This window comes from Burkholderia sp. Ac-20392 (genome assembly GCF_017104585.1).
GTDB classification, from domain to species: domain Bacteria; phylum Pseudomonadota; class Gammaproteobacteria; order Burkholderiales; family Burkholderiaceae; genus Burkholderia; species Burkholderia lata.
Map to the genome: position 1 here is coordinate 1 of NZ_JAAGPB010000074.1, position 25926 is coordinate 25926.

General features: G+C 65.8%; 25 protein-coding genes and 1 pseudogene. 11 read left to right on the plus strand and 15 right to left on the minus strand.

Annotated elements, in window-relative coordinates:
- Positions 1 to 9: 9 nt before the first annotated feature.
- The 3 genes and pseudogenes from G3N99_RS11960 to G3N99_RS11970 all read right to left on the minus strand — a co-directional run.
- Positions 10 to 1101: pseudogene (locus G3N99_RS11960) on the minus strand (nucleotide disphospho-sugar-binding domain-containing protein); the annotation flags it as partial.
- Between the two features lie 17 nt (positions 1102 to 1118).
- A complete protein-coding gene (locus G3N99_RS11965; protein WP_206122479.1) occupies positions 1119 to 1688 on the minus strand; it encodes an isoprenylcysteine carboxylmethyltransferase family protein in 570 nt (189 codons plus the stop codon).
- A 67-nt stretch (positions 1689 to 1755) separates the two neighbouring features.
- Positions 1756 to 2658: an alpha/beta hydrolase gene (locus G3N99_RS11970; RefSeq protein ID WP_174936405.1), complete on the minus strand. Its 903-nt coding sequence runs from the start codon at positions 2656 to 2658 to the stop codon at positions 1756 to 1758.
- Between the two features lie 721 nt (positions 2659 to 3379).
- On the opposite strand from G3N99_RS11970, the gene betI reads away from it, so the two are divergent.
- The 3 genes from betI to betA are packed head-to-tail and all read left to right on the plus strand — an operon-like array spanning position 3380 to position 7192.
- Positions 3380 to 3964, plus strand: a complete 585-nt coding sequence (gene betI / locus G3N99_RS11975; protein ID WP_174936402.1) for a transcriptional regulator BetI — start codon at positions 3380 to 3382, stop codon at positions 3962 to 3964.
- 32 nt (positions 3965 to 3996) lie between these two features.
- Entirely contained in the window at positions 3997 to 5466 is a 1470-nt protein-coding gene (gene betB, locus G3N99_RS11980) for a betaine-aldehyde dehydrogenase (RefSeq protein ID WP_069252379.1), read from the plus strand.
- A gap of 25 nt (positions 5467 to 5491) precedes the next feature.
- Positions 5492 to 7192: a choline dehydrogenase gene (gene betA, locus G3N99_RS11985; protein WP_206122480.1), complete on the plus strand. Its 1701-nt coding sequence runs from the start codon at positions 5492 to 5494 to the stop codon at positions 7190 to 7192.
- A gap of 84 nt (positions 7193 to 7276) precedes the next feature.
- Here betA and G3N99_RS11990 read toward each other — a convergent pair whose 3' ends face one another.
- The 10 genes from G3N99_RS11990 to G3N99_RS12035 all read right to left on the minus strand — a co-directional run bounded on the left by G3N99_RS11990 (position 7277) and on the right by G3N99_RS12035 (position 17347).
- Complete coding sequence (locus tag G3N99_RS11990; protein WP_206122481.1) at positions 7277 to 7861, minus strand: dual specificity protein phosphatase family protein; 585 nt, start codon at positions 7859 to 7861, stop codon at positions 7277 to 7279.
- A gap of 13 nt (positions 7862 to 7874) precedes the next feature.
- On the minus strand, positions 7875 to 8369 hold the full coding sequence (locus G3N99_RS11995) for a hypothetical protein (protein ID WP_206122482.1): 495 nt from the start codon (positions 8367 to 8369) through the stop codon (positions 7875 to 7877).
- Entirely contained in the window at positions 8366 to 9508 is a 1143-nt protein-coding gene (locus tag G3N99_RS12000) for a glycosyltransferase (RefSeq protein WP_206122483.1), read from the minus strand. The genes G3N99_RS11995 and G3N99_RS12000 overlap by 4 nt, the downstream gene beginning before the upstream one ends.
- A gap of 475 nt (positions 9509 to 9983) precedes the next feature.
- Positions 9984 to 11075, minus strand: coding sequence for a hypothetical protein (locus G3N99_RS12005; RefSeq protein WP_174985936.1), 1092 nt, complete (start codon positions 11073 to 11075; stop codon positions 9984 to 9986).
- Positions 11076 to 11292: 217 nt separating this feature from the next.
- Positions 11293 to 11796 (minus strand): activator protein, encoded by a 504-nt coding sequence (locus G3N99_RS12010; protein ID WP_206122484.1) that lies wholly within the window; start codon positions 11794 to 11796, stop codon positions 11293 to 11295.
- Between the two features lie 183 nt (positions 11797 to 11979).
- Complete coding sequence (locus G3N99_RS12015; protein WP_174936371.1) at positions 11980 to 12483, minus strand: activator protein; 504 nt, start codon at positions 12481 to 12483, stop codon at positions 11980 to 11982.
- 122 nt (positions 12484 to 12605) lie between these two features.
- Positions 12606 to 13430, minus strand: a complete 825-nt coding sequence (locus G3N99_RS12020) for an OmpW family outer membrane protein (protein WP_174936369.1) — start codon at positions 13428 to 13430, stop codon at positions 12606 to 12608.
- 73 nt (positions 13431 to 13503) lie between these two features.
- Positions 13504 to 14757: a DUF2957 domain-containing protein gene (locus G3N99_RS12025; RefSeq protein ID WP_174931244.1), complete on the minus strand. Its 1254-nt coding sequence runs from the start codon at positions 14755 to 14757 to the stop codon at positions 13504 to 13506.
- A gap of 71 nt (positions 14758 to 14828) precedes the next feature.
- On the minus strand, positions 14829 to 16433 hold the full coding sequence (locus G3N99_RS12030; protein WP_206122485.1) for a DUF2957 domain-containing protein: 1605 nt from the start codon (positions 16431 to 16433) through the stop codon (positions 14829 to 14831).
- Positions 16434 to 17050: 617 nt separating this feature from the next.
- Complete coding sequence (locus tag G3N99_RS12035; RefSeq protein WP_085038798.1) at positions 17051 to 17347, minus strand: cupin domain-containing protein; 297 nt, start codon at positions 17345 to 17347, stop codon at positions 17051 to 17053.
- Positions 17348 to 17781: 434 nt separating this feature from the next.
- Here G3N99_RS12035 and G3N99_RS12040 point away from each other — a divergent pair, with 434 nt between their 5' ends.
- From G3N99_RS12040 to G3N99_RS12055, 4 genes are all read left to right on the plus strand, one after another.
- Positions 17782 to 18732: an ABC transporter ATP-binding protein gene (locus G3N99_RS12040; RefSeq protein WP_174936361.1), complete on the plus strand. Its 951-nt coding sequence runs from the start codon at positions 17782 to 17784 to the stop codon at positions 18730 to 18732.
- Entirely contained in the window at positions 18729 to 19490 is a 762-nt protein-coding gene (locus G3N99_RS12045) for an ABC transporter permease (RefSeq protein ID WP_011354149.1), read from the plus strand. Before G3N99_RS12040 ends, G3N99_RS12045 begins: the two co-directional genes overlap by 4 nt.
- Positions 19491 to 19651: 161 nt before the next feature.
- On the plus strand, positions 19652 to 21073 hold the full coding sequence (locus tag G3N99_RS12050; RefSeq protein ID WP_174938899.1) for an MFS transporter: 1422 nt from the start codon (positions 19652 to 19654) through the stop codon (positions 21071 to 21073).
- Positions 21074 to 21282: 209 nt separating this feature from the next.
- A complete protein-coding gene (locus G3N99_RS12055) occupies positions 21283 to 21984 on the plus strand; it encodes an MBL fold metallo-hydrolase (RefSeq protein ID WP_206122486.1) in 702 nt (233 codons plus the stop codon).
- Between the two features lie 42 nt (positions 21985 to 22026).
- On the opposite strand, the gene G3N99_RS12060 is transcribed toward G3N99_RS12055, so the two are convergent.
- Positions 22027 to 22257 carry a hypothetical protein gene (locus G3N99_RS12060; RefSeq protein WP_174936355.1) on the minus strand — a complete coding sequence of 77 codons (231 nt, stop codon included), beginning with the start codon at positions 22255 to 22257 and terminating at the stop codon, positions 22027 to 22029.
- Positions 22258 to 22466: 209 nt separating this feature from the next.
- On the opposite strand from G3N99_RS12060, the gene G3N99_RS12065 reads away from it, so the two are divergent.
- The gene (locus G3N99_RS12065; RefSeq protein WP_206122489.1) at positions 22467 to 22898 is read left to right on the plus strand and encodes a YciI family protein; all 432 of its coding nucleotides are present in this window, start codon (positions 22467 to 22469) and stop codon (positions 22896 to 22898) included.
- A 68-nt stretch (positions 22899 to 22966) separates the two neighbouring features.
- Here G3N99_RS12065 and G3N99_RS12070 read toward each other — a convergent pair whose 3' ends face one another.
- A complete protein-coding gene (locus tag G3N99_RS12070; protein WP_206122487.1) occupies positions 22967 to 23563 on the minus strand; it encodes a TetR/AcrR family transcriptional regulator in 597 nt (198 codons plus the stop codon).
- Between the two features lie 182 nt (positions 23564 to 23745).
- On the opposite strand from G3N99_RS12070, the gene G3N99_RS12075 reads away from it, so the two are divergent.
- The 3 genes from G3N99_RS12075 to G3N99_RS12085 form a co-directional block, all read left to right on the plus strand.
- Positions 23746 to 24516: an alpha/beta hydrolase gene (locus G3N99_RS12075; RefSeq protein WP_089485136.1), complete on the plus strand. Its 771-nt coding sequence runs from the start codon at positions 23746 to 23748 to the stop codon at positions 24514 to 24516.
- 88 nt (positions 24517 to 24604) lie between these two features.
- Positions 24605 to 25411 (plus strand): DinB family protein, encoded by an 807-nt coding sequence (locus G3N99_RS12080; protein ID WP_174936349.1) that lies wholly within the window; start codon positions 24605 to 24607, stop codon positions 25409 to 25411.
- Positions 25408 to 25926 (plus strand): alpha/beta fold hydrolase (locus G3N99_RS12085; RefSeq protein ID WP_206122488.1); only part of this gene is annotated, 519 nt, incomplete at its 3' end. The genes G3N99_RS12080 and G3N99_RS12085, both read left to right, overlap by 4 nt.

Consider the following 25926-nt stretch of genomic DNA (forward strand, 5'->3'; position numbering starts at 1 on the left):
TCACGCGCCGTCGATCGGGCCGTCGACCCGCACGCCGCAGCCGCTCACGGCGACCCGTTGCGCGTTGTCGAACTGGTCGTGCGCGAACGGCGTGATGACCTGTGCGATCCCGGCCTCGAATGCAAGCGCCGCGGTGCCGATCCCACCGTGATGCACGAGCGCGCGGCAGCGCGGCAGCAGCGTGCGCATCGGCACGAAGCGGCGCACCAGCAAACGGTCACTGTCCGGCGCCGCATCGTCCGGCGTCAGCAGGATCCCGCGCGCGCCGGTCGTGCGCAGCGCATCCGCCACCGCGCGCGCGTAGGCCGCGTGATCGACGCGTGTCGAACCGGCCGTGAACACGACCGGGGGCTCACCGGCCGCGAGATACGCATCGAGTGCCACATCTTCTTCAGGGGTCGCAATATCGTTGAACAGCGGGAAACCGCTTTGCCGGTGATTCGACGGCCAGTCCGGCTGCGGCGGCGCGAACCAGCCGGGAAACAGGCACAGCACGCCATCGGTCGAATGCAGCCAGCGGCCCAGCACGCGCCGCGCAGGCGCAAGCCCGAGATCGCGGCGCACCGCGTTGAGCGCGGGGCCGCACGCGCGATCGAGCACCTGGCGCTCGATCAGCGTCATCAGCGCCGCCTTCACGGGCAGCGGCCAGCGTGCGGGAATCGTCAGGCGCGGGTGCGTCGGCGGCGCATGCGCGGACAGCAGCGTCGACGGCGACACCTGCACCGACACGTACGGCGTGCCGTGCAGCTCCTGCATGAAGCGCGCGGAGAACGCCCACAGCGTGCCGACGAGCACCGTGTCGCCGTCGGTCAGCGCACGCAGCGCGTCGTAATGCGGGCGCAGCGTCGGCGCGATCACCTGCCACAGCGTACGAAACGACGTGCGCGAATCCCACAGCGCGGGGTTCGCCATCGCGGCCTCGTATTCGGCCGCGGTGCCGATCGGCACGAACGCGAACCCGCAACGCCGCACGGCCGCCTCGAACGGCGCGTGCGTGCAGAACACGACGTCGTGACCGCGCGCCGCGAGCGTGCGCGCGACGCCGAGCAGCGGATGCACGTCGCCCGCCGAACCGATCGCGGTCACGATCATCTTCGCCATCGTGCGCCTCGCGGGGTTCAGTAGAAGCCGGGAATCAGCGCCGCGACTTCGCGCCGATACTGCGCGTACGCCGGCCCGAAATACCCGGTCAGCCAGCTTTCCTCGACGCGCACCTTGTACGCGAGCGACGCGAACACGAGCAGCACGCCGATCGCGCCGCGCCATTCGCCGCCGATCAGTGCGGCGCCGACGAGCGCGATCAGGCAGCCCGTATAGATCGGGTGCCGCACGAGCCCGTACGGCCCGGTGCGGACGAGCTCATGGTCTTCCTTCAGCGTGACCGACACGCTCCAGTTCGTGCCGAGGTGCAGCCGCGCCCACACCGAGAACAGCAGGCCGGCCACCAGCACCGCGAGCCCGCACTGCGCCTGCAGGCCGAAGCGCTGCCAGTCCGGCACGAGCGCCTGCCACGACGGATCGGGCAGGATGATCAGCGCGCCGCCGACGATCAGCGGAATCGACTGCAGCGTGCGCGAGCGTGACGCTTCCTTGCGCACGGTCGTCTTCACGCCTTGCGAAGTGGCGATCCAGTAGGCGAGCCACGCGGCCCACGGAACGACGATGGCGATGGTCTTAACGATATTCACGGCTGGCCTGCCTCGTTGGGATGGGAATTCGGGAGCGCCGCACGTACCGCACGCACGGCGTGCGGCGTCACGACGACAACGCGTGCATCGGTGCGGGCACGCACGCCTGCGCGGCGGCGAGCGCGATGCCGGCGGCGAGCGACGACCCGCCGCAGAAAAAGTCGAGCAACGCCGAACGCGTGTATTCGCGCTGCGCACGGCCTTCGATGTCGAGGAAGTGGCCGGCGTCCGGCACCGTCGCGAACCGCGCGCGCGGCACGTGTGCACCGAGCTGGCGCACGTCGGCGGGCGTCGTGTATTCGTCGCGCTCGCCGTTCAGGAACAGCAGCTCGCAGCCGATGTTCGAGAACTCGCTGAAGTAGCGCTCGGGCTGCAGCGACAGGATCTGGTCGACGTGGAACGCGACCTGGTCCTGCTCGTCGCGCGGCAGGCGCGTGAGATAGCGGTAGTTGTACAGCTTCATGATGCGCGGCAGGTAGCGGCCGACGGTGTCGTTCAGCAGCTGCGCGGCTTTCAGGTTCTCGCCAGCCGCGATGTGGTCGCGGGCGCGCGTCACGTAGTCGACCATCGCGTCGTTCAGGAACGGCGAAAACGAGCAGATCGCCGCGCGCCGCACGCTCGGGCAGCCGCGTGCGAGCGCGAACAGCGACGCGACGCCGCCCCACGACACCGACACGAGGTAGGCCGGCGCGAAACGCTCGACCAGGTGCTGCAGGATCGCGGCTTCGTCGTCCTTCGTCAGGATGAAGCAGCCCGGGTTGTGCTGGCGCGACTGCCCCGCGTACGGCAGGTCGAAGCAGATCGTGTTCATCCGCTCGCCGAGATACTGGACGGTCTGCCCGAACGACGCGGTCGTCGCGAGTGCGCCGTTGACGAGCATCGCCGTGTCGAACGCCGGGTCGAACACGTTCCGTTCGACGTAGACCTTCAGACCATTCGGCAGCGGGACCACGTGTTTTTCGGTCAGCATCGTCGTTCTCCGGTGGATGCGGCGTCTCGACGTCGCGGCATGCTGCAGGTGCGCAATGACTGCGCCGGTTTTTCGCGCGCAATCCGAATCGCGCTGTTGGCCAATGCACCGCGGCAATACCGGCGGCATCGATTCATTCCTCGTAGTGCGGCGCCATACTAATACGGACAATATTACTGACTCAAGTCATTCCAACGACACCCTCTACTCGGTTGGGAAATGCGGCAGATTCAAATTATTCCCTGATTTTTTATGGTAAGCGGAATTCGTTCGAGGGTGATCGCAATCGTTTGCGAAGCGGTGGCCCACCCCTGCATTATTCAAATACATTCATTTACAATCAATGAGTTATGTCGTTTCATTCGCTTATTTCAAACGGATTTTCATGAATGAATCGTGACGTCGCTTCACGGGCCGACTTCCATGCTTAACCGAATATCACACAGCTCAATACTCTTTCATTCCGTAATCGCGACGACACCCGCAACGATTAACCGGATTGATCGCTCTATTCAGAAAGCGTTTTAAACAAACTTCAGCATTTTTAATCATCTTTCAATTGTTTTTCCGCACCTGCACAACGTGCGATCGGGGGCCTCGTTCATCGGCCTGCCACCTGCCTTCACCGTCGGACCCCGATTTTTTGTTGATTGAACGATCAATAAAAAACCGCTAAGCTCTCGACTTCCATGGACGGCCCGTCCGGGCGAAGGGAGTCGCGATGCCGAAAGTCGGAATGCGGGAGATTCGCCGCGCACAGTTGATCGACGCCACGCTGCGGTCGATCGACGAAGCGGGCCTGCCCGGCACGACGCTCGCATCGGTCGCGCAGCGCGCGAACATCTCGACGGGCATCGTCAGCCATTACTTCGGCGACAAGGACGGCCTGCTCGAAGCGACGATGCGGCACGTGCTGCGCGACCTGTGGTCGGCCACCACGCGCCGCCGGGTCGCGGCACGCAAGGATCCGCGCTCCCGGCTGCGCGCGATCGTCGCCGCGAACTTCGACGACACGCAGGTCAGCGCACCCGTGATGAAGACGTGGCTCGCGTTCTGGTCGCAGAGCATGCACGACCCGATGCTCAAGCGCCTGCAGCACGTCAACACGCGGCGCCTGCACTCGAACCTGTGCGCCGAATTCGCGAAGGCCTTGCCGCGCACGCCAGCGCGCGAAGCCGCCAGCGGCCTCGCCGCGCTGATCGACGGCCTGTGGCTGCGCGGCGCACTCGCCGGCGGCCCGATCGACACCCGGGCTGCATTGAAGCTCGCCCACGATTACATCGACCTGCTGCTCGCGTCCGACTGACGCGTCACGCAGTCGCCCTCAAGGAGATCCTCATGTCCGTATTCGGTTTGCAGCGCCTCTACATCGGCGGCGGTTACGTCGACGCCACGAGCGGCAAGACTTTCGACACCTTCGATCCCGCCACCGGCGAACTGCTCGCGCAGGTGCAGCAGGCCAGCGCGGCCGACGTCGACCGCGCGGTCGCGTCCGCCCGGGAAGGCCAGCGTGAATGGGCCGCGATGACCGCGATGCAGCGCTCGCGCATCCTGCGCCGCGCCGTCGACCTGCTGCGCGAGCGCAACGACGAGCTCGCCGCACTGGAAACGCGCGACACGGGCAAGCCGATCGGCGAGACGCTCGCGGTCGACATCGTCACCGGCGCGGACGTGATCGAGTACTACGCGGGCCTCGCGACCGCGATCGAAGGGCTGCAGGTGCCGCTGCGCGCCGAGTCGTTCGTCTACACGCGCCGCGAGCCGCTCGGCGTGTGCGCGGGCATCGGCGCCTGGAACTACCCGATCCAGATCGCGTGCTGGAAGACGGCCCCCGCGCTCGCGGCCGGCAATGCGATGGTGTTCAAGCCGAGCGAAGTCACGCCGCTCACCGCGCTGAAGCTCGCGGAAATCTATACGGAAGCCGGCGTGCCGGCCGGCGTGTTCAACGTCGTGCAGGGCGACGGCTCGGTCGGCGCGCTGCTGACGGGCCATCCGGACATCGCGAAGGTGTCGTTCACGGGTGGCGTCGAGACCGGCAAGAAGGTGATGTCGCTGGCCGGCGCGTCGTCGCTGAAGGAAGTGACGATGGAACTCGGCGGCAAGTCGCCGCTGATCGTATTCGACGATGCGGATCTCGACCGCGCCGCCGACATCGCGGTGACCGCCAACTTCTTCAGCTCGGGCCAGGTCTGCACGAACGGCACGCGCGTGTTCGTGCACCGCTCGATCAAGGATGCATTCACGCAGCGCGTGCTCGAACGCGTGAAGCGCATCCGCGTCGGCAAGCCGACCGATGCCGACACCAACTTCGGCCCGCTCGTGTCGGCCGCGCAGCTCGACAAGGTGCTCGGCTTCATCGAAAGCGGCAAGGCCGAAGGCGCGAAGCTGCTCGCGGGCGGCACGCGCCTGACCGACGGCCACTTCGGCAGCGGCCAGTACGTCGCGCCGACCGTGTTCGGCGATTGCCGCGACGACATGAAGATCGTCCGCGAGGAAATCTTCGGGCCGGTGATGAGCATCCTCGATTTCGAATCGGAGGACGAAGTGATCGCCCGCGCGAACGATACGCACTACGGCCTCGCGGCCGGCGTCGTGACCGAGAACCTGTCGCGCGCGCACCGCACGATCCATCGTCTCGAAGCCGGCATCTGCTGGATCAACACGTGGGGCGAATCGCCGGCCGAGATGCCGGTTGGCGGATACAAGCAATCCGGTGTCGGACGCGAGAACGGCATCACGACGCTCGAGCACTACACTCGAATCAAGTCGGTGCAGGTCGAGCTCGGCCGCTACAACCCGGTGTTTTAAGAATCCCGAAAGGAGACTGACCGTCATGACGACACGCGAATACGACTACATCATCTGCGGCGCAGGTTCCGCGGGCAACGTGCTCGCAACGCGCCTGACGGAAGATCCGGACGTGACGGTGCTGCTGCTCGAAGCCGGTGGCCCCGACTACCGCTTCGACTTCCGCACGCAGATGCCGGCCGCCCTCGCCTACCCGTTGCAGGGCCGCCGCTACAATTGGGCGTACGAAACCGACCCCGAGCCGCACATGGACAACCGCCGGATGGAATGCGGCCGCGGCAAGGGGCTCGGCGGCTCGTCGCTGATCAACGGCATGTGCTACATCCGCGGCAACGCGCTCGACTACGACAACTGGTCGACGCACAAGGGCCTCGAGAACTGGACGTACCTCGACTGCCTGCCGTACTTCAAGAAAGCCGAAACGCGCGACGTCGGCCCGAACGACTACCACGGCGGCAACGGCCCCGTGTCGGTCACGACCAGCAAGCCGGGCGTGAATCCGCTGTTCGAGGCGATGGTCGATGCGGGCGTGCAGGCCGGCTATCCGCGCACCGACGACCTGAACGGCTATCAGCAGGAAGGCTTCGGCCCGATGGACCGCACCGTCACGCCGAAGGGCCGCCGCGCCAGCACCGCGCGCGGCTACCTCGACCAGGCGAAGGTGCGGCCGAACCTCGAGATCGTCACGCACGCGCTCGCCGATCGCATCCTGTTCGACGGCAAGCGCGCGTCAGGCGTAACGTACCTGCGCGGCAGCGAACGTGCAACCGCGCATGCGCGCCGCGAAGTGCTCGTGTGCAGCGGCGCGATCGCGTCGCCGCAACTGCTGCAGCGCTCGGGCGTCGGCCCCGGCGCATGGCTGAAGGAACTCGACATTCCCGTCGTGCTCGACCTGCCCGGCGTCGGCCAGAACCTGCAGGATCACCTGGAGATGTACATCCAGTACGAGTGCAAGGAGCCGGTCTCGCTGTACCCGGCGCTCAAGTGGTGGAACCAGCCGAAGATCGGCCTCGAATGGATGCTGAACGGCACCGGCCTCGGCGCGAGCAACCACTTCGAGGCGGGCGGCTTCATCCGCACGCGCGACGACGACCTGTGGCCGAACATCCAGTATCACTTCCTGCCTGTTGCGATCAACTACAACGGCTCGAACGCGATCGAGATGCACGGCTTCCAGGCCCACGTCGGGTCGATGCGCTCGCCGAGCCGCGGCCGCGTGAAGCTGCGCTCGCGCGATCCGAACGACCATCCGAGCATCCTCTTCAACTACATGGCGGAAGCGCTCGACTGGCGCGAGTTCCGCGACGCGATCCGCGCGACGCGCGAGATCATGCGGCAGCCCGCGCTCGACCGCTATCGCGGCCGCGAGCTGAATCCGGGTGCGGACTGCAAGTCCGACAAGGAACTCGACGCGTTCGTGCGCGCCCGTGCGGAGACCGCGTTCCATCCGTCGTGCTCGTGCAAGATGGGTTACGACGACATGGCCGTGGTCGATGAAGAAGGCCGCGTGCACGGGCTCGAGGGCCTGCGCGTCGTCGATGCGTCGATCATGCCGATCATCACGACCGGCAACCTCAATGCGCCGACGATCATGATCGCCGAGAAGATCGCGGACAAGATTCGCGGACGCAAGGCGCTTACGCGGGTGGACGTGCCTTACTTCGTCGCGAACGGCGCGATGGCTCGCAACATCGCGAAGGCTGCACGGCAGCCGGAGACGGTCTGACGACGGCGGGCATCTTGCCCGCGCATCAACGTCCTGACGAAACGCCGCCGACAGTGATTGTCGGCGGCGTTTTGCATGGGTTCGTCAGCCGCTGTTCACTTCTCGCCGCAAACGCGCGACGTCGACGTTTTTCAAGTAGTTCGTGATGTTCTGCCAGATCGGATGAAACCCGTAGCCGCCGTGCTGCAGTTCATCGAGCGCCTGCTCGCGCGTCCAGCCCTGGTACACCATCCGGTACAACGCCGACACGAGGCCGGTACGATCGGCGCCGTGCTGGCAGTGGATCAGCACCGGGCCGTCCTGATCGGCCGTGCGCAGCGCCTTCAATGCAGCGACCATGTCTTCATCGCGGATGTCCCACGTGTTGATCCGGATGCGCTGCATCCTGATCTGCGTGCCGGCCAGGATGGTGTCGTCCGCGTGAAACGAACGGAAGCTGATGACCTTGCGGATGCCGAGCTTCTGCAGCTCCGGCACGTCCGAGCGCGACAACTGCGCGCTGCGGTACAGCGTCGGTGTAATGCGATGCAGGTTGTTCACATGCGCATCGGTCACGCTCTGCGCCCATTTGATCGGCCGGGCGGACACCTCGGAGGCCGGGTCCGCGTGGGCCGGCTGCACGAGCCCGGCAAGCGTGACGGCGATCGCGGCAATGACGGCGATTTTCATGTCGGGTCCGGGATCAATAAAAGGCGCGCTTGCGCTCGCGGGAAACGATGAACAGCACGATCGCGGCGGCACTCATCGTCCAGTAGTCGGTCGGCGCCACGCCCAGCCAGTGGATATGCCACGGCACATTCGCCGGATTGAAGCGGGCCAGGCCATACGCAGGATTCAGCACGAACCACAGGAAATCCTCGGTCAGCCAGAACACCATGATGCACGCGATGATCCGTGCTTCGATGCGCCACGACCACCGTCCGTTGAACACGGCCGGCAGGTGAAAGAACAGCGCGACGAACGGGAACACCCACGCGTGGTAGCCGGTCATCGGCCGCCCGCCCCAGAAGATGTCGAGCAGCCAGTGATGTTCGATGCGCCACGTCGGCAGGTTGGCGGCCCAGCCTGCGCTGCCTTCGATCTGGATCTCGACGTTCGCGAAGAAGTACGCGAGCAGCACGACCCACGCGACGACGAACACCGTATGGCGCGTCGGCACAAATCGCGCGACGCTCATGCAGCCGGCTCCAGGCCCAGCACGCGATCGAGCACGAAGCGGCCGGCGAGCGGCCGCCCGAGCGGCGCGAGACGGCGGCGCATGTCGGCAAGACGCTCCGGCGTCTGCAGCAACGCGTGGATCCGATAGACGAGCGCATCGTCGTCGATCGCCTTCAGCGCAACGCCCTGTTCGAGCAGGAAATCTGCATTGCGCTCTTCCTGGCCCGGGATCGGCGAGTTGACGATCATCGGCAGCTGCATCGCGAGACATTCGGACGTCGTCAGGCCGCCCGGCTTCGTGATCACGAGGTCGGCGCAGGCCATCAGGCGCTCGACCTGCTGCGTGAAGCCCTGCGGAAACAGCCGGCCCGGATGCTGCGCGGCCAGTTCCTGCAACGACGCCAGCATCGCCTTGTTCTTGCCGGCCAGCGCGATCAGCTGGAAGTCGGCGTCCATCTCGAGCAGGCGCGCGGCCAGCACGTCGAGCCCGCCGAGGCCCGCGCCGCCGGACATCATCAGGAACGTCGGGCGCGCGGGATCGAGGCCGAATTCGACCGCGCAGGCCGCGCGATCGAGCGGCTGGCCGAACGCCGGCATGATCGGGATGCCGCTGACGTGCACCGTTTCCGGCGCCATGCCGCGCGCGTGCATGCGCCACGCGATCTCGTCGTTGGCCGCGAAATAGCCGCGCATGTTCGGCACGACCCACATGCTGTGCAGGTCGAAATCGGTGACCTGCACCCACACCGGCGTGTCGACGCGCCCCTTGCGGATCTCGCGCGACAGCAGTTCGGCGGGCAGGAAGTGCGTGCAGATGATCGCGTCCGGGCGCTGCCGTTCGATTTCCGCAAGCAGCGCCCGACAATTGAGCCGCTCGATCGCGCGCCGGACCTTCTGCGACGGCGCGGCGGGATCGACTTCGTCGGTCTTCTGGTACAGGTAGCCCCACAGCGCCGGCTGGCTGCTGACGAGCTTGATGTAGAGATCGGTGTACAGCTTGCGGAAACCGGTGGACACGAAGTCCATCACGTCCAGGTGGGTAGCTTCGATGCCGGCGGGATGGTGGTCGGCGAACGCGCGGATCGCTTCGGCCGCTCGGGTATGGCCGGCGCCGGCGCTGACGCTCAGGAGGAGGATCTTCTTGTTTTGCTTTGACATCTGACTGACCGTTTCGATGAAGGTGGTCCGGACGCGGGTTCGCAGCGGCGCTCTCACGCGGCGGCTGTTTGCGTCCGGCTTACAACAAGCTTGGCAGATCTTCGACGGTGCGGGCGGGCGGTTACAGCGAAGCGATCGCCGGCATCGACTGCGGAATCATACTGCGTTCGGTCGAGGGTGCCTGGATCGGGGGAGGCGCGAGGCGGTCTGGCGGTCTGGCGGTCTGGCGGTCTGGCGGTCTGGCGGTCTGGCGGTCTGGAAGGATAGATGGCGTGGAAGGCGTGGCGCGCGCCCTGTGTGGACGCCGACGGCACGACGGCCCAGCGCGTCGCCGCCTGACGCCCGTTCACGCGTGCGAACGGGGCCAGGTATTTCAGCTCACGCAAGGACGCTCGTGCCGGATTCGTTTGGAATCCTTGCGTATCGCTTCGAAAAAGGCGATGCGTCAGCCAGCCTTGTCCCCGTGCTCCCCGAATCAGGGCGTTACAACACCCCGCTTCCGCATCCGCTTCCCGCGGACGATCGGGTTCCAGCGCGACGTCAGGCTCATCGCGCTTCGCAGATGTTCGAACGCGACCTCCTCCTTCGACCCGAATCGGCAGACCGCCGGCCACGCGAGCACGTGATCGAGCCACGCCTGCCACTCGTCACCATGAAAGCGGCGACCGACTTCCCGCACGGCGTCCGGTGCCGCGATCACGATGCCCGCCAGCAAATAGTAGGCCCAGAAACTACCCGCGCCGACGAGTTGATCGAGTCGGCACACGGACAACGCCGCAAGCAGCCCGTCCACCGACGCGAGATCGGCACGATGCGTGTGAATGGCTCGTGCAACGAGGTTGTGCTGACCGCCATACGCGGCAACAGACGCTCCGCCGCCAGCGGCGAGCGCGGCCGAGAACGTCACAAGCGCAGCCATCTCGTCGATGCGCGATGCATCGTCGCGCAGCCCGCACGCGCGCAGCACGATCGCGTCGATGACGGCGCCAGGCATCGCCGACGTTGCTCCACTCGCCGCCGCGACGACCGCCAGCCTTTCTCTCAGGTTCTTCGCAGGCGGCATGTCGTCCCGCGCGCCCTTTTCATGTTCGGTGCATTCACCGTCATCGCCCCCATTGCCTTCGACACCACCGGCAATCCGCTCGAGCGCGGCCCAGCCGACATCGGGATCGTCGAATGCGCATGCATCGATCACACCGTGCGCGGTGTCGAACACGGCGCGCGAGCCGGGACAGCTGCGTTCGGCTTCGGCGAGTTGCTGCATCGACGGCACATGCGAGCATGCACCGATCGGGTCAGTCAGATCGCATGCGCAGGCACCGCCGTCCGATGCAATCCACGGCGCGAGCCGGTGAAGCGCCGCTGTCGCTTCTCGGGACAGATTCGCGCCACCCCGCATGCGTATCGCGTGCGATGTGATGACTGTCGTGTCACCGGCGTCACTCGCCTCCGCTGCGCACGCGGCGGCGTCGAGTCGTTCGATCAGGTACTGCAGCCACGCGGCCGTGCGCAGCCGGTCAGGCGTCGCGCCGCGGGCATCTCCATACTTTGCGGGATCGGTAAGCATGGGTCTTCCGGGATAGTTCTGGCCAATTAAAATAGTGGTAGTTCAGTCGGGTCGAGCGGCGCCATACGCCGTACCAACCCTGCAAGACCACGCGCATCGGATCGCGACACGTGTGGTCAGCCTGCCGTCACGCCGATACGCGCGACGACACGGATACATCGAGAAAGCGGAATCCCGTCATATGTGCTGGCGGGCGCCTCCCGTCGATCCGCGATGCTTATTGCACGTGGAGCTTCGGCGAAGCGATGAGCGTACCGGCCAGCCGGCAGTCCGGTGTCCATTCGGCATTGTTGAACGTCAGCGACGAATTCGGATCATTCCAGGCCGCCACGAGCCTGCTCGGGCCGCAAGGGCCGAGCAGCGTAAAGCTCACCTGCGCGTTGTCGATCGAGAGCTGTGTCGTACTGTCCACCTGCCCCGTCCACGGCGAGGCGCTGCTCGCTGTACTGCTGATCAGCGGGCACCAGTTGCCCCCGTTGAACTGCGCGGACGTGATATTGATGACACCCGCCGGCGTGATCGTTCCGTTGAACGTCACGGCGCAGTTGGTGTTGATCGACTTTTTGCCGATCGTTGTCAGCCCCGTCGCGGAAAACGGCTCGCCGTTCGGATTCATCGGCTGCCCATCCGCGCGCGAAACGGTCACTGCGAACGCGGGCGCAGCCGAAACCGCGGTGAACACCACTGCAGCAACAAGCGATGCAATCTGACGAATTTTCATCTGTACGGCCCTCTCTCTTGATATATGGCGGCCTTGCACGAGAAACACGACCGCTCTGCAGAATGAATCCGCACCGCCGCGCCGATACACGCGACGGCACGAACCCATCGAAGCCGCGAATACCCGCCGCACATACCGCACGGCCCTCGCGCGCGGCGGGCATCCTGCTTCGATCTGCGACGCTTACTGCACGTGGAACTTCGGCGACGTCAGGACCGTGCCGCCCACCGTGCAATCCGGCGTCAGCACGGCATTGTTGAACGTCAGCGACGAGTTCGGATCGCTCCACGCCGTCACGACCTTGCTCGGCCCGCAGGTGCCGAGCAGCGTCACGGTCACCTTCGCGTTATTGATCGACAGCTGTGTCGTGCTGTCAGCCTGCCCCGTCCACGGCGACGCGCTGCTCGCGCTGCCGGCGATGAGGCCGCACGTCCCGCCGCCGGTGAACTGCGTCGACGTGATGTTGACGATGCCGGTCGACGTGATCGTGCCGTTGAAGGTCGCGGTACACGATGCGCTGATCGATCCCTTGCTGAGATTCGTGATCCCCGACGCCGAGAACGGCTCGCCATTCGGGTTCATCGGCTGGCCGTCGGCACGTGAAACGGTAACGGCGAAAGCAGGCGCGGCCGAAACCGCGGTGAAAGCCACTGCAGCAACAAGCGATACGATTTTGCGAATGCTCATTTGAACTGCCCCCTCTCTTCACAAATGGCGGCACGCCGCCAAGAACGCGACCTTCCAGCCGGAACGACATCGGCCAGCCGGTCGCAGGAAGCCGCCGGCGCGCGTCATGCGCACCGGTCGGCTCAGAACTTGTAGGAAATCCCGACGAACGTGATCAGCGGGTCGGCCTTCAACTTCGTGCGCGTGGTCGCGAGCGTCGAGCCGTCGGCCGCCTTGATCACCAGCGACGAGTAGGTCTTCAACGGCATGTAGGTCAGCGTCGCCGTTACGCCCCAGTGCTTGTCGATCGCATAGCTCGCGCCGACGTTGTAGACCGGCGTGAACGACGACGACGCCTTGCCCTCCACCGAAGTCGCCCCCGGCTTGCCGGCGCCGGCCGCGAGCACGCTGCCGAGGTTCTCGTTGATGTCCTTCGCGAAGTTGCCGTTCAGCTCGATGTTGCTGAACCAGCTGTAGGCCACGCCGATCCCGACGAACGGGCGAAACCGCGCCGTCGACGAATTGAAGTAGTACTGCAGAATGATCGTCGGGCTCCACTGCCGCGCATTCTTCACCGCCGGCTGGTTCGCCGGATTGTCCATGTTGACGCTGCCGAGCGCCCCGGCCGGACCGGGCGGCCGGATCGAGCCGTGCCCGGTCAGCGTGAACTCGGGCGGCACGCCGAGCACCGACGTGACCGCGATGTGGTCGGTGAAGAAGTGCGTGAGCGTGAGGCCGACCGTATCGGCATTGTTGACCGTCAGGCTCGTGCCCGGCGACGTGAACGATCCGGGCAGGCGCAGCGGCCCGTTGATCGGCATGCCGGCAAGATTCGTCGTCAGCCCGTTGGTCGAATCCTGCGGCATGATGTGCAGCCAGCCCAGCGTCGCGACGTTGTCGCCCGCCTGCTGGGCCGATGCGAGCGTCGACACGCCTGCGACGACACCCGCGACAATCAGCTTCTTCATGAAGTCTCCCCTCATTCTGTCCGGGCGCCGCGCATCTGCGCGCGGCGCCACCGTGTCTCCATCCAGGCGTGCGTCACTGCACGAATGCGCCGACCGTGAAGTACGGGTTGCTCGTATCGTTCATGTCGAGGAACCCGAATACGCCGCCGGTGAACACGAACTTGCCCGTCGCCGGCCCCGACGCCGCATCCGCATGCACGGTCGTCACGACGCCCGGCATCTTCTGCGTGTAGTCGAGGTTCAGCGCGCGCGTGAGCGCGGCCTGCGACGCATTGAACGGATCGAGCAGCGTGGCCTGTGCGCCGACGAGCGCGGTCGCGCGGTAGTTGAACGCGCTGTCGACACCCGTGTATTCGCCGTTCTGCGAGCCTTGCGCGATCGCCGTCTGCGGGCTCAGGAACGAGATGCCCGATTCGTCGTCCGCGCTCGGCGGGCCTTGCGTAAGGTCCGCGTTGGCAGCACCGGTGCGGATGAAGATCGGCACGAGCTGGTTGCGCAGCTTGCCGACGATCAGGATCCCCTTGCCGGCCTTCGCCGGATCGACCGCCGCGAGCGTCGGCGGAATCTGCGGCAGGTAGTTGAGCGACTGGAACGCCGGCGCATCGGGCCGCAGCGTGAACGGCTGGTTCACGGTCGCACTCGACGCGAGCGGCTGCCCGCCGTTCTTCTTGCCGAAGTTGTCGGTCTCGACGTAGCTGCCGTCGGCGTTGATCGTCACCTGCTGGTCGAGCGCCACCGGCTGGAAGCTCTGCGACGGCACCTGGTGATAGCCGAGCTGGTTGTACTTGCCGGCGATCTTCGTCAGGTCGGTTTCCAGCGACGAGAAGCTGATGAACGGGTAGTACGGGAACGTCGTCTGCGGAATCTTGCCGACGCCGATCACGCCGTTGAACTGGATCGTCGCGCCGGGAATCGCGCCGCCCAGCACGCCTTCGCCGAGGAACAGCCGCGCGGGCCGGTTCGGGTCGAGGCTCGCGTTCTGCATCCGGAACGTGCACTGGTTCAGCTTCACGGTCGGCAGCCCCGTTTCGTCGGCCAGCGTGCCGTCGACCACGTTGGCCGGCGCCGTGTCGCGCGTCGGCTGCACGGTGCCCGTGGTGGTCGGCACCGGCGATGCGAGATACGTCATCCGGTACGTCATCTTCGTCGTGTCGAGCTGCACCTTCACGAGCTCGCCCGACCCCGACCCGCCGATGAACACCGTGTTGTAGTCGATCGTCTGCGGGCACAGCCGGACTACCGGTGCGGGCGGCGGGTCGCCGTCTCCGCCGCATGCGGCCAGCACGGGCGCGAGCGACGCCGCGGCCATCCATTGCTTCAAATTCATAGGAATCCTCTTGAAATTCTATTCGCCGGCGGCGACGCATGCGCCGCCGGTGTTACGTGTTCAGTGCAGGGTTACTGGACGAATGCGCCGACCGTGAAGAACGGATTGACCTGGCTGTTGTTGACGACCATCGCGTAGACGTTGCCGGCTGTCACGATCCAGCCCGTATCGCCCTTCTTGAAGATCGCCACGTTGCCGCTGGCGCCCTTCGCGTTGAAGTCGCTGTTGGCCGTGACCGCGATCTTGCCGGGCGACGTCTGCGTATAGTCCAGCCCGAACTGAGCCGTCTCCGACGACGTCTGCGGATCGATGAATGCCGCGGTATTGCCCTGGAAGAGCGTCGACGTGTAGTTCGCCGCGATGGTCGATACGGCGGTGCCGTCGGTACAGTTGCCGGCAGACGGCGAGAAGAAATTGAATGTGGTGTTGTACACGCCTGGCAGGTCCGGATGCGGGACGAGCCCATTGAAGCCCGGCCCGGAAACCGCTGCGTTGCTCGACGGCCCGTTGTTGGTCACCACACCGCACGCGGATGCGCTCGTCGCACCGATGAACCCGCCCTTCAGCAGGTTCGTCGCCAGGGCTTTGGAAGGCGCGAGCATCGAGATGCCGACTTCCGCATCCGCCACTGAACCCAGCGGGTTGCCCGGCGCGGCATACGCATAGCCGACGCGAATCACGACCGGCACCAGCGCGCCGTTCAGCTTGCCGACGATCATCACGCCGTGCGCCTGGCTCGGCGTGATGATCACGAGCGGTTGCCCCTGGCCCGCACTCGGATACGGCTGGCCAGCCGGCGCGTTGCTGACGAATACGTTGTCGGACGTGCCGTCCGCATTCTTGCGCAACGTCCACGGCATGCCGGTCGTTCTGCAGGAGTAGTCGCTCCCCTGCGTGATCGTGCACGTCCCGTCGGCATTCAGCGTCTGGTTCCAGTTCACGACGTCCGGTTGCCATCCTTGTGGCGTCGTGGTCTGATAGCCGGTGCCCGTAGGCGACAGGTGAATGCCGACTTCGTTGTACGCGCCGGCTACCTTCGTGAAATCCGTTTCAGTGTTGGTAAAGCCAATGAACGGATAGAAGTCGAACGTGCGCGACGGCACCGAGCCAATAAAGAAACCCGGCGCAAGTTCGATCCCCTGGAACGCGATCGTCGCGCCCGGAATCCCGCCGCCCACGACGCCGTTGCCGACGAACAGCATCGGCGGATCCGCGCGATTGATCGTCACCGAATACGTGCCGTCGCTCGTCACACCGCTGTCGAGCACGAATGCGCAGCGGTTCTGCTCGGCGGTCGGGAGATTGGTCGGATGATGGAACGCGCCGCTGATCGTCAGGCCCGCGCGCGTGTTGTTGATCTGCCCCGCCGACGTCGGCACCGACGAGTCGATGAACTGCATCTGATAGGTGAGCTTCGTGGTATCGAACTTCACCTTCACGTACTCGCCGCTGCCTGCGCCACCCGTATACGTCGTCGTGTAATCGAGCGCGTCCGGGCACAGCTTCGTCACGACCGGCGGTGTCGTTTCAGCCCCGCTCGGCCCGCATGCGCTGCCCGAGCACTGCGGCACATTGATCGGCCCCGGATCATCACCGCCGCCGCAACCGGCGACGAACGGCAACGCCAGTACCGCGCACGACAGAATCGCCTTCCGCCATTCAGGAATGCAAATCATCAACCCCTCCTTTTCAGGTACGACAAGTCTCGTCCGGACAGGCTGCATGGCCCGCCGGTTGGTATCGCGCCGCGGCACGAACGCGCGGCGCATGACGGTGCGCGCAAGACGGCCGCGATGCCGGTCAGGCAAATGCGGCACACGCCGCGGCGGCAGACAAGCGCTCTCCCGCGGCGCCGTCATGCGGCACGGCGCCGTGAGAACGATCGAAACGGGAAATGGTTCGCCGCTACACGGCGACAGGGCAATGCAGGTCCGCGATCGGCATCGCGTCTGCATTCAGCGAAAAAACGGGAAACGGCAGTCCGACTGGCCCCGCGGAAAGGCGTCTCATGTATTGGTCTCCATCCGTACGCTTGATTCGTTATCGTGATGCGTCGTTTGTCGAGACTATGATCGGACGATACCCACAAGTAAATGGATGCAGAGTTCCAAACGACCGAAACCGCGCAATCCTAGCGTTTACACGGTATTTGACAGATTTTCAAACAGCCTTCAATTTATTTGCTCAGACAAATACCCAGGCTGTATAACACGCGTTTGAACGGCGACTGCCAACCCGCGCCTGACCAAGCCAGCCGGGCCTGAGCCGCTTTCACGCATGTTGCGGCGCAACCTTACACATCGATGATCGCGAGCGTGCCGTGGCTGCCCGGCAGCACCGCATGAAGGGTTCCGGCCAGCGCCAGGTACATCTGCCCGGCCTCGACCACGACCGTCTCGCCCCCGACCTCGAGCATCATCCGGCCGTCGAGCACCAGCAGCCCCTCGTTGTAGTCGTGCACTTCCGCTTCGTAAGCCTGCGCATCCATGCGCAGCACCTTGATCCTGGCCGGCCCCACCTCGCCGACGATCGTGGATTTCCACGCGACGGCCTGCGCCGCCGCCACGGATTTGAAATCGATCAAAGACATGCGCCCCGCTCCGTGAACGATGAAAGGAACGCATTATCGCGAGCGCCGCGCATGCCGTCCCGGTACGGCACGACGGCCTTCGGGCGGCACAGTCGGCCGACCAGCCGCGCCGCCGCCGAACCGAAACGCGATCACTGCCCGGTTCGCCGAAAACGGCACGAATTGTTCATGCATTACAAATAAATCAACGCGTTATTCAGCAATGCACCGTCAATTCACGCAAATCCGGCGCCGGCAACGCGCGCCCTTTCCACGAGAATGCATTTCCATCTATCGATTGCTAATATGGCGATCCCGCGATCCCGCACCACCATGCCGTTCGACATGACGCCCGTTCGCCATGCCGTCCCCGGTCCCGGCCGCTTCACAGCGGCGGCGGCGCCGGGCACGCACGGTGTACGTCGTTGCGCCGGCCGGCCGTGCCATCCGTGAGCATGCAACCGATCCTTTCCGTCTCCGACCTCTCCAAGACTTACGCGTCCGGCTTCCAGGCGCTGAAGCACGTGACCCTCGACATCCGCCCCGGCGAGATCTTCGCGCTGCTCGGGCCGAACGGCGCCGGCAAGACGACGCTGATCGGCTCGATCTGCGGCATCGTCACGCCGACCGAAGGCCGCGTGACGGTCGGCGGCCACGACATCCGCGATCAATACCGCGCGGCCCGCGAACTGATCGGCCTCGTGCCGCAGGAACTGACGACCGACGCGTTCGAGACCGTCTGGGCGACCGTGTCGTTCAGCCGCGGCCTGTTCGGCAAGGCGCCCGATCCCGCCTATATCGAGAAGACGCTGAAGGCGCTGTCGCTGTGGGACAAGCGCGACAACAAGCTGATGACGCTGTCCGGCGGCATGAAGCGCCGCGTGATGATCGCGAAGGCGCTGTCGCACGAACCGCGCATCCTGTTCCTCGATGAACCGACGGCCGGCGTCGACGTCGAGCTGCGTCGCGACATGTGGAAGCTCGTCGATTCGCTGCGCGACAACGGCGTGACGATCCTGCTGACCACGCACTACATCGAGGAAGCGGAGGAAATGGCCGACCGGATCGGCATCATCCTCGGCGGCGAGCTCGTGCTCGTCGAGGAAAAACACGAACTGATGCGCAAGCTCGGCAAGAAGCAGCTCACGGTGCAGCTCGAGCACCCGCTCGCGGACGTGCCGCCCGCGCTCGCGCCGTTCGGCCTCGAACGCGCGGACGACGGCGCCGCGCTCGTCTACACGTACGACTCGCAGCGCGACGATGCGAGCATCGCGAAGCTGATCAACGCGCTCGGCTCGGCCGGCATCGGCTTCCGCGACCTGCACACGACGCAGAGCTCGCTCGAGGACATTTTCGTCAGCCTGATCGACAACCGCCGCAACGGCATGCAAGGAGCCAGCGCATGAACCTGCATGGCATCCGCGCGATCTACCGCGCAGAAATGGCCCGCACGCGCCGCACGCTGATGCAGAGCATCATCGCGCCGGTGATCTCCACGTCGCTGTACTTCGTGGTGTTCGGCTCCGCGATCGGCTCGCGCATCAGCGACGTGAACGGCATCGGCTACGGCTCGTTCATCGTGCCGGGGCTCGTGATGCTGTCGCTGCTGTCGCAGAGCATTTCGAACGCGTCGTTCGGCATCTACTTCCCGCGCTTCACGGGTACGATCTACGAGATTCTCTCCGCGCCCGTGTCGTACTGGGAGATCGTGATCGCGTACGTGGGCGCGGCCGCGTCGAAGTCGATCCTGCTCGGCGTGATCATCCTCGCGACGGCCGGCCTGTTCGTGCCGCTGCACATCCTGCATCCGTTCTGGATGGTGCTGTTCCTCGTGCTGACGGCGATCACGTTCAGCCTGTTCGGCTTCGTGATCGGCATCTGGGCCGACAGCTTCGAGAAGCTGCAGCTCGTGCCGCTGCTGATCATCACGCCGCTCACGTTCCTCGGCGGCAGCTTCTACTCGGTCGACATGCTGCCGCCCGCGTGGCGCGTCGTCACGCTGTTCAACCCGATCGTCTACCTGGTCAGCGGCTTCCGCTGGTCGTTCTACGGGATCGCCGACGTGCACGTGGGCGTCAGCCTGGGCGCGACGTCGCTGTTCCTCGTGATCCTGCTGGCGATCGTCGCGTGGATGTTCCGCACCGGCTACAAGCTGAAGAACTGACGCAAAACGGCCGCACCCCGCACCGCCGGCGATGACGCATTTGGGCAAGCAGGCGGCGCTTTTCCTCTGATGCGGCATTTTGTGGTCGCGTCTACTGAATACCGAAGCATCGGGGCCTTGGAGCATGCGCTGCGAGGCCCCTTTTCATTTCAGAGGACGCCATGCCCGCCGCCACCGCTCCCGCCTCCGCCGCCGCCCGGCTCGAACGCCTGCCGTTCTCCGGCTATCACAAGCGGATCTTCTTCATCATCGCGATCGCGTTCTTCTTCGACTCGGTCGACCTCGGCACGATGACGTTCGTGCTCGGCTCGATCCGCAAGGAGTTCGGCCTGTCGACCGCGGCCGCCGGCCTCGTCGCGAGCGCGAGCTTCTTCGGGATGGTGCTCGGCGCGGCCGTCGCCGGCCTGCTAGCCGACCGCTTCGGCCGCCGGCCCGTGTTCCAGTGGAGCATGGTGCTGTGGGGCGCGGCCTCCTACCTGTGCTCGACCGCGCAGAGCGTCGACGCGCTGATCGTCTACCGCGTGCTGCTCGGGATCGGGATGGGGATGGAATTCCCGGTCGCGCAGACCTTGCTGTCCGAATTCGTGCCGACCGAGAAGCGCGGCCGCCTGATCGCGCTGATGGACGGCTTCTGGCCGCTCGGCTTCATCACGGCCGGCATCGTCGCGTACTTCGTGCTGCCGCAGTTCGGCTGGCGCACCGTGTTCGCGCTGCTCGCGATTCCCGCCGTGTTCGTGCTCGTCGTGCGCCGCATCGTGCCGGAATCGCCGCGCTGGCTCGAGCATGCGGGCCGGCACACGGAAGCCGACACGGTGATGCACACGATCGAGGCGAAGGTGATGCGCTCGGCCGGCGTCACGACGCTGCCGCCGCCGTCGCGGCTCGCCGAGCCCGTCGTCGCCCGCGGGCGCGGCGCGCTGCGCGAGATCTGGAGCGGCGCGTACCGCCGCCGCACGGTGATGGTGTGGCTGCTGTGGTTCTTCGCGCTGCTCGGCTTCTACGGCCTCACGTCGTGGCTCGGCGCGCTGCTGCAGCAGGCCGGCTTCGAAGTCACGAAATCGGTGTTCTACACGGTGCTGATCTCGCTCGGCGGCGTGCCGGGTTTCCTGTGCGCCGCGTGGCTCGTCGAACGCTGGGGGCGCAAGCCGACCTGCATCGCGTCGTTGATCGGCGGCGGCGCGATGGCGTTCGCCTACGGCCAGAGCGCGCTGTACGGCGGCAGCATGGCGCTGCTGATCGGCACCGGCCTCGCGATGCAGTTCTTCCTGTTCGGGATGTGGGCCGCGCTGTACACGTACACGCCGGAGCTGTACGGCACCGGCGCGCGCGCGACGGGCTCGGGCTTCGCATCGGCGATCGGGCGGGTCGGCTCGCTGATCGGGCCTTACGTGGTCGGCGTCGTACTGCCCGTGTTCGGCCAGGGCGGTGTGTTCACGCTCGGTGCGTTGTCGTTCGTCGCGGCCGCGTTCGCCGTTTGGACGCTCGGGATCGAGACGAAGGGCCTCGCGCTGGAACAGCTCGCGGCGGGCGATGAAGCGGGTGGCGGTGGCAGGTATGCGGCTGCGGCGGACAAGGTGTCCTGAGCGCGCAATCAGCCCGGGGGGTCTTGACGGCCGGGAAGGCGTTCAGCGCTCGGCTCGGTTTGACGCTGCGTGAAGTGACGGGATTCGCGACCGGATCGACGCTGCTAGACTGAATCGAGGCACCGAGACGCGCGCGCGCCCGGCGACGCATTGCGGCGATCGCGCGACGGTGGTGTCCGGCCCCCACTGCCCGCGCAAGGATCGCATCGATGGACCACGCTCGTATCGAAGAAATCCGCAGCGGCCTGTTTCGCGCAACGACCTACATCGACAAGCTGAAGCTCGGCTTCAGCCAGTTCTTCGTCCGCTCGCCGAACGGCGACGTCGTCTGCATCGAAACGGGCACGCGTTCCAATTTTCCGCAACTGACCGCGAGCCTCGCGACCGTCGGCATCACGCCGTCGATGGTGAGCAGCGTGATCGTCCCGCATTTCGAAGTCGACGAGATGGGCGCGCTGCCCGACTTCCTCGCGGCCAATCCGGCGCTCGTCGCGTACGCGCATCCGATCTGCACGCACGGGCTGGCCGATATTTTCGGTGTGCATGCGAAGCCGCTGAAGGACGGCGAGCCGACGACGATTTCCGGCGTCGACGTCGTGCCGATCTTCACGAAGCACGTCCATCAATGGGATGCGCTGGTCGTGTATCTGCCGACGTACAAGGCGCTGCTGTCGTCGGACATCCTGATGCGCTTCGGCGACGAAGCCGCCGACGATCCGCTGCCGGCGATCGTCGAGTCGATCCGGCGCTCGGACTACCTGCCGTCGCTCGCCCACCTGGCGAGTGCGCTGCGCCGGATCCAGGCGCTCGATCTCGACGTCATCCTGCCGATGCACGGCCCGGCCATCACGCACGACATCCCGCGCGTGCTCGCCGGCGCGATCGCGCATTGCGAGGCCGCCGCCGCTTAAACAGCGGAAGCGGCAATCCAGCGGCGGTGCAGCTGGTTCCGGTCAGGCGCTGGCGACGACGAACTCTTCGGCCGCCTTGCGCTGGACCGCGGCCATCACCGCCAGTTCGCGCTTGCTGCGCGTATCGCCGGACACGACACCCGTCGCGTTCTTCGCCTTCGCACCCAGCGGGAAAAAAACAAACGACGCGCCAGCCGGAGCCGCCGGCTCGGCACGCAGGCGTTTGTTCAGGATTTTCAGGTACTTCTTCTTCGAGACTTCCTTAGCAGCCATGGCATCCTCCGCATGAACGTGGTGAGGATCAGCATACCAGTTTTGGCGACGGGCTCCGCGGCAGGGCCCGCCGGTGCACACGCCATTGAAAATTTGTCGTGCCCGATGTCGAATCTCGTCGCCGTCGTGCGTCGTATTGTCGTAATCGCTCGTTTTTGCCGTCGGCACAGCCGGCGGCGCCCCCTCATTCCCTTCAAGGAGAAACGACCATGCGCGTCCTCGTCATCGTCAAAGCCACCACCGATTCCGAATCCGGCCGGATGCCCGACCCCGAAATGATTGCCGCGATGGGCCGGTTCAACGAAGAACTGGCGCAAGCCGGCATCCTGCTCGCCGCCGACGGGCTGCACCCGAGCATGCGCGGCAAGCGCGTGCACTTTGCCGGCAAGAACCGCTCCGTCACCGACGGCCCGTTCGCCGAAACGAAGGAACTCGTCGCCGGCTTCTGGCTGTGGCAGGTGAAATCGATGGAAGAAGCGGTCGAATGGGTGAAGCGCTGCCCGAACCCGATGCCCGGCGACTCCGACATCGAGATCCGCCCGCTGTTCGAGGTGGAAGACTTCAGCCCGGCCTTCACGGAAGCATTGCAAGAGCAAAAGGCACGGCTGAACGCGCAAGCCGAGGCCAGGAAGCCCGCTTGAGTCAGGCGGCGTCCGACGGTTTTGCACGACCGCCGGGCGCCGCCCCTACCCGCTGACGCGTGCGCGGCTCACGCGCGCGTGCGCGGCACCGCGAGCCGCTCGACCGCGCCGCCGGTCACGTCCCTGAACATCCCGGCATTGCCATACGCCCGCGCGGCAAGCATCGCGCCATAGACCAGCGAGACGAACGTCGCGGCCTCGGTCTGCACCGACACGCCCGGCTGCACGACACCGTCTCGCACCCCTGTCTCGAGCACACGCACCAGCCACGCGGAAAGGTCGTCGAAATGGGCCTTCACCGCCCGCGCGACTTCGTCAGGCAGCGCCGGCAGCTCCACGCCGAGCATGCCGGCGACGCAGAACGGCGCGCTGTCGTCCGCGATGCAGCGTTCCCAGTAGCCGATGTACGCGCGCATCTGCACCAGCGCGTCGGCGCCGCTCGACTCGAGTAGCGACATATCGGCATCGAAATTCGCCTGCGACTGCTGCAGCACGGCGACCGCCAGATCCGCCTTCGTCGGGAAATGGTGGTGAATGCTCGCCTTCCGGATGTCGATCGCGTCGGCGATGTCGGCATAGCTGAACCCGCTGTAGCCGCGCCGCATGATCAGTTGCCGCCCGGCTTCGAGAATGCGGCCCGCCGTACTGTCCCCCGTTACCGTCATATCTGCCTACCATCTAGTCGGATGAAAAACAGGGATAGTTTACCGCCCTGAGATAGTCTTTTCCAGTCGTGATTTCTCCTTGTCGCTCATCCTACCTACTAGTAGGATGTCTACATCGACAGAACAAGACGCCTGTCGATATCCGACGGTTTCCTACCCTGTATTCCTCCTGGAGAATGAAAATGAAGCGCTTGTCCCAAGTCCGCCAGATCGCCGCGGCACTCGCCGTTTCCGCCGCCGCATTCGGCTCACACGCCGCCGTTGCCGCCCCCGTCAAGAACGTCGTGCTGGTCCACGGCTACTTCGCCGACGGCTCGGGCTGGCAAGCCGTCTCGAACATCCTGACGCGTGACGGCTACAAGGTTTCCGTCGTTCAACAGCCGGAAACGTCGTTCGACGACGACGTGAAGGCAACCCGGCGTGTCGTCGACGCGCAGGACGGCCCGAGCATCCTCGTCGGCCACAGCTACGGCGGCGCGGTAATCACCGAAGCCGGCAACGACGACAAGGTCGCGGGCCTCGTCTACGTGGCCGCGTTCCAGCCCGATACCGGCGAAAGCCCGCTCGACCTGACCAAGAAGACGCCGCCCGCGACGAAGGCGATCAAGGCCACCGAAGACGGCCATCTGTACTTCGACGAAGCGTCGTTCCACGCCGACTTCGCGGCCGACGTGCCGGCCGCCGAAGCGAAATTCATGGCGATCTCGCAGGTGACGCCGGCCGCGCAGTCATTCGGCGTGCCGATCACGCACGCCGCATGGCGGACCAAGCCGAGCTGGGCCGTGGTCGCCACCGCGGACCGTGCGATCAACCCCGAACTCGAACGCTTCATGACGCAACGGGCCGGCAGCAAGACGATCGAACTCAAGTCGAGCCACGTCGCGTACATCTCGCATCCGGCCGAAGTCGCGAAGCTGATCGAACAGGCCGCCAAGGGTGCCGGCAAGGAGTGACGCAACGCATTGCCCGCTTGCGCCTGTTGACGTCCCTCCTCCGAGTAACGTATCGTTTTGATACGTTACTCGGAGGATTCTTTCCCTCATGCATTCCCGTTTCGACCGTTTTCGCACCACACCGCTCGGCGTCCAGCTCGAAGCGCTGATCGTGCAACCCGCGCACTACGTCGAATTCGCGGCGCTGTCGCGCGTCGGCGTCGCCGCAATCGGCGCGATCCAGCACGAGATCGCACTGAAATTCCCCGAAATCGAAACCGACACGACGGCCCGCCAGTTCTGCGGTGCAATGGTCGCGGAAGTGATGCGCCGTCACGGCCACGACGTCGTGCAGGCGCGCGGGCGGCTCGGCGGCACGCTGTTCAGCTACGGCGCGGTGTTCAGCGCGTATCCGCAGTTGCTGCCGTTTGCCGACGTCGTCGCCGCGCTCGCCCGCCTGCCCGACCGGCTCGCCGCGTATGCGGCGCACGTGCCGGCCGCACTGTGGACACGCCGCCCCGACGGCACGGGCTTCTCGCTCGTCGAGCACGCCTGCCACCTGCGCGATCTCGACGCGATATTCGCCGAACGCATCGACGCCGTGCGCACGCTCGAACTGCCGGTGATCGCGTCCGTCGACGGTACCGTGCTCGCCGCGCAACGCGACTATCTCGCGCAGCCGCTCGACGCTGCCGTCACGGCATTCCGCACCGGCCGCGCCGCGCTGTGTGCAACCGCGGCCGCACTCGATTCCGCGCAGCTCGCGCGCTGCGGGTTGCGCGACGGCGTCCGCCGCATGTCGCTCGACGAACTCGTGCGCGAGTTGCTCGACCACGACCGCACGCACGTGCTCGAACTCGACGAACTGCTCGCCGAACTCGAATTGCCGCCCCTTCCTTCCGCGCCCGCTCCATGACCCAGCCCACGCCCGCCGTCTTCATTCACGGTTTCATCGGCACGCTCGACGTGCGCGGATGGAACGGCCCGCAGCTCGCCCCCGACCTGCTCGGCTACGGCGCGCATCGCACGGTACCGTTCGATGCGATCACGCTCGCCGCGCAGGTCGAGCATCTTCGCCACACCGTCGATACGCACTTCGGTGCGCAACCGGTCGATGTCGTCGGCCACTCGGTCGGCGGCGCGATCGCGATGCTGTTCGCACATGCGCATCCCGAACGCGTGCGGCGGATCGTCAACGTCGAAGGCAACTTCACGCTCGACGATGCGTTCTGGTCGGCGTCGGTCGGACGCATGACGCCCGACGAAGCCGACACGATGCTCGACGGTTTGCGCGCCGATCCGCCCGGCTGGCTGCGTCGCTCGATCGACGCGCCGTCGCCGGGCCTGCTCGACGATGCCCGCCGCTGGCTCGCGCATCAGCCCGCATCGACGCTGCGCGCGATAGATCGGAAGAGGCAACGTCTCAACTCC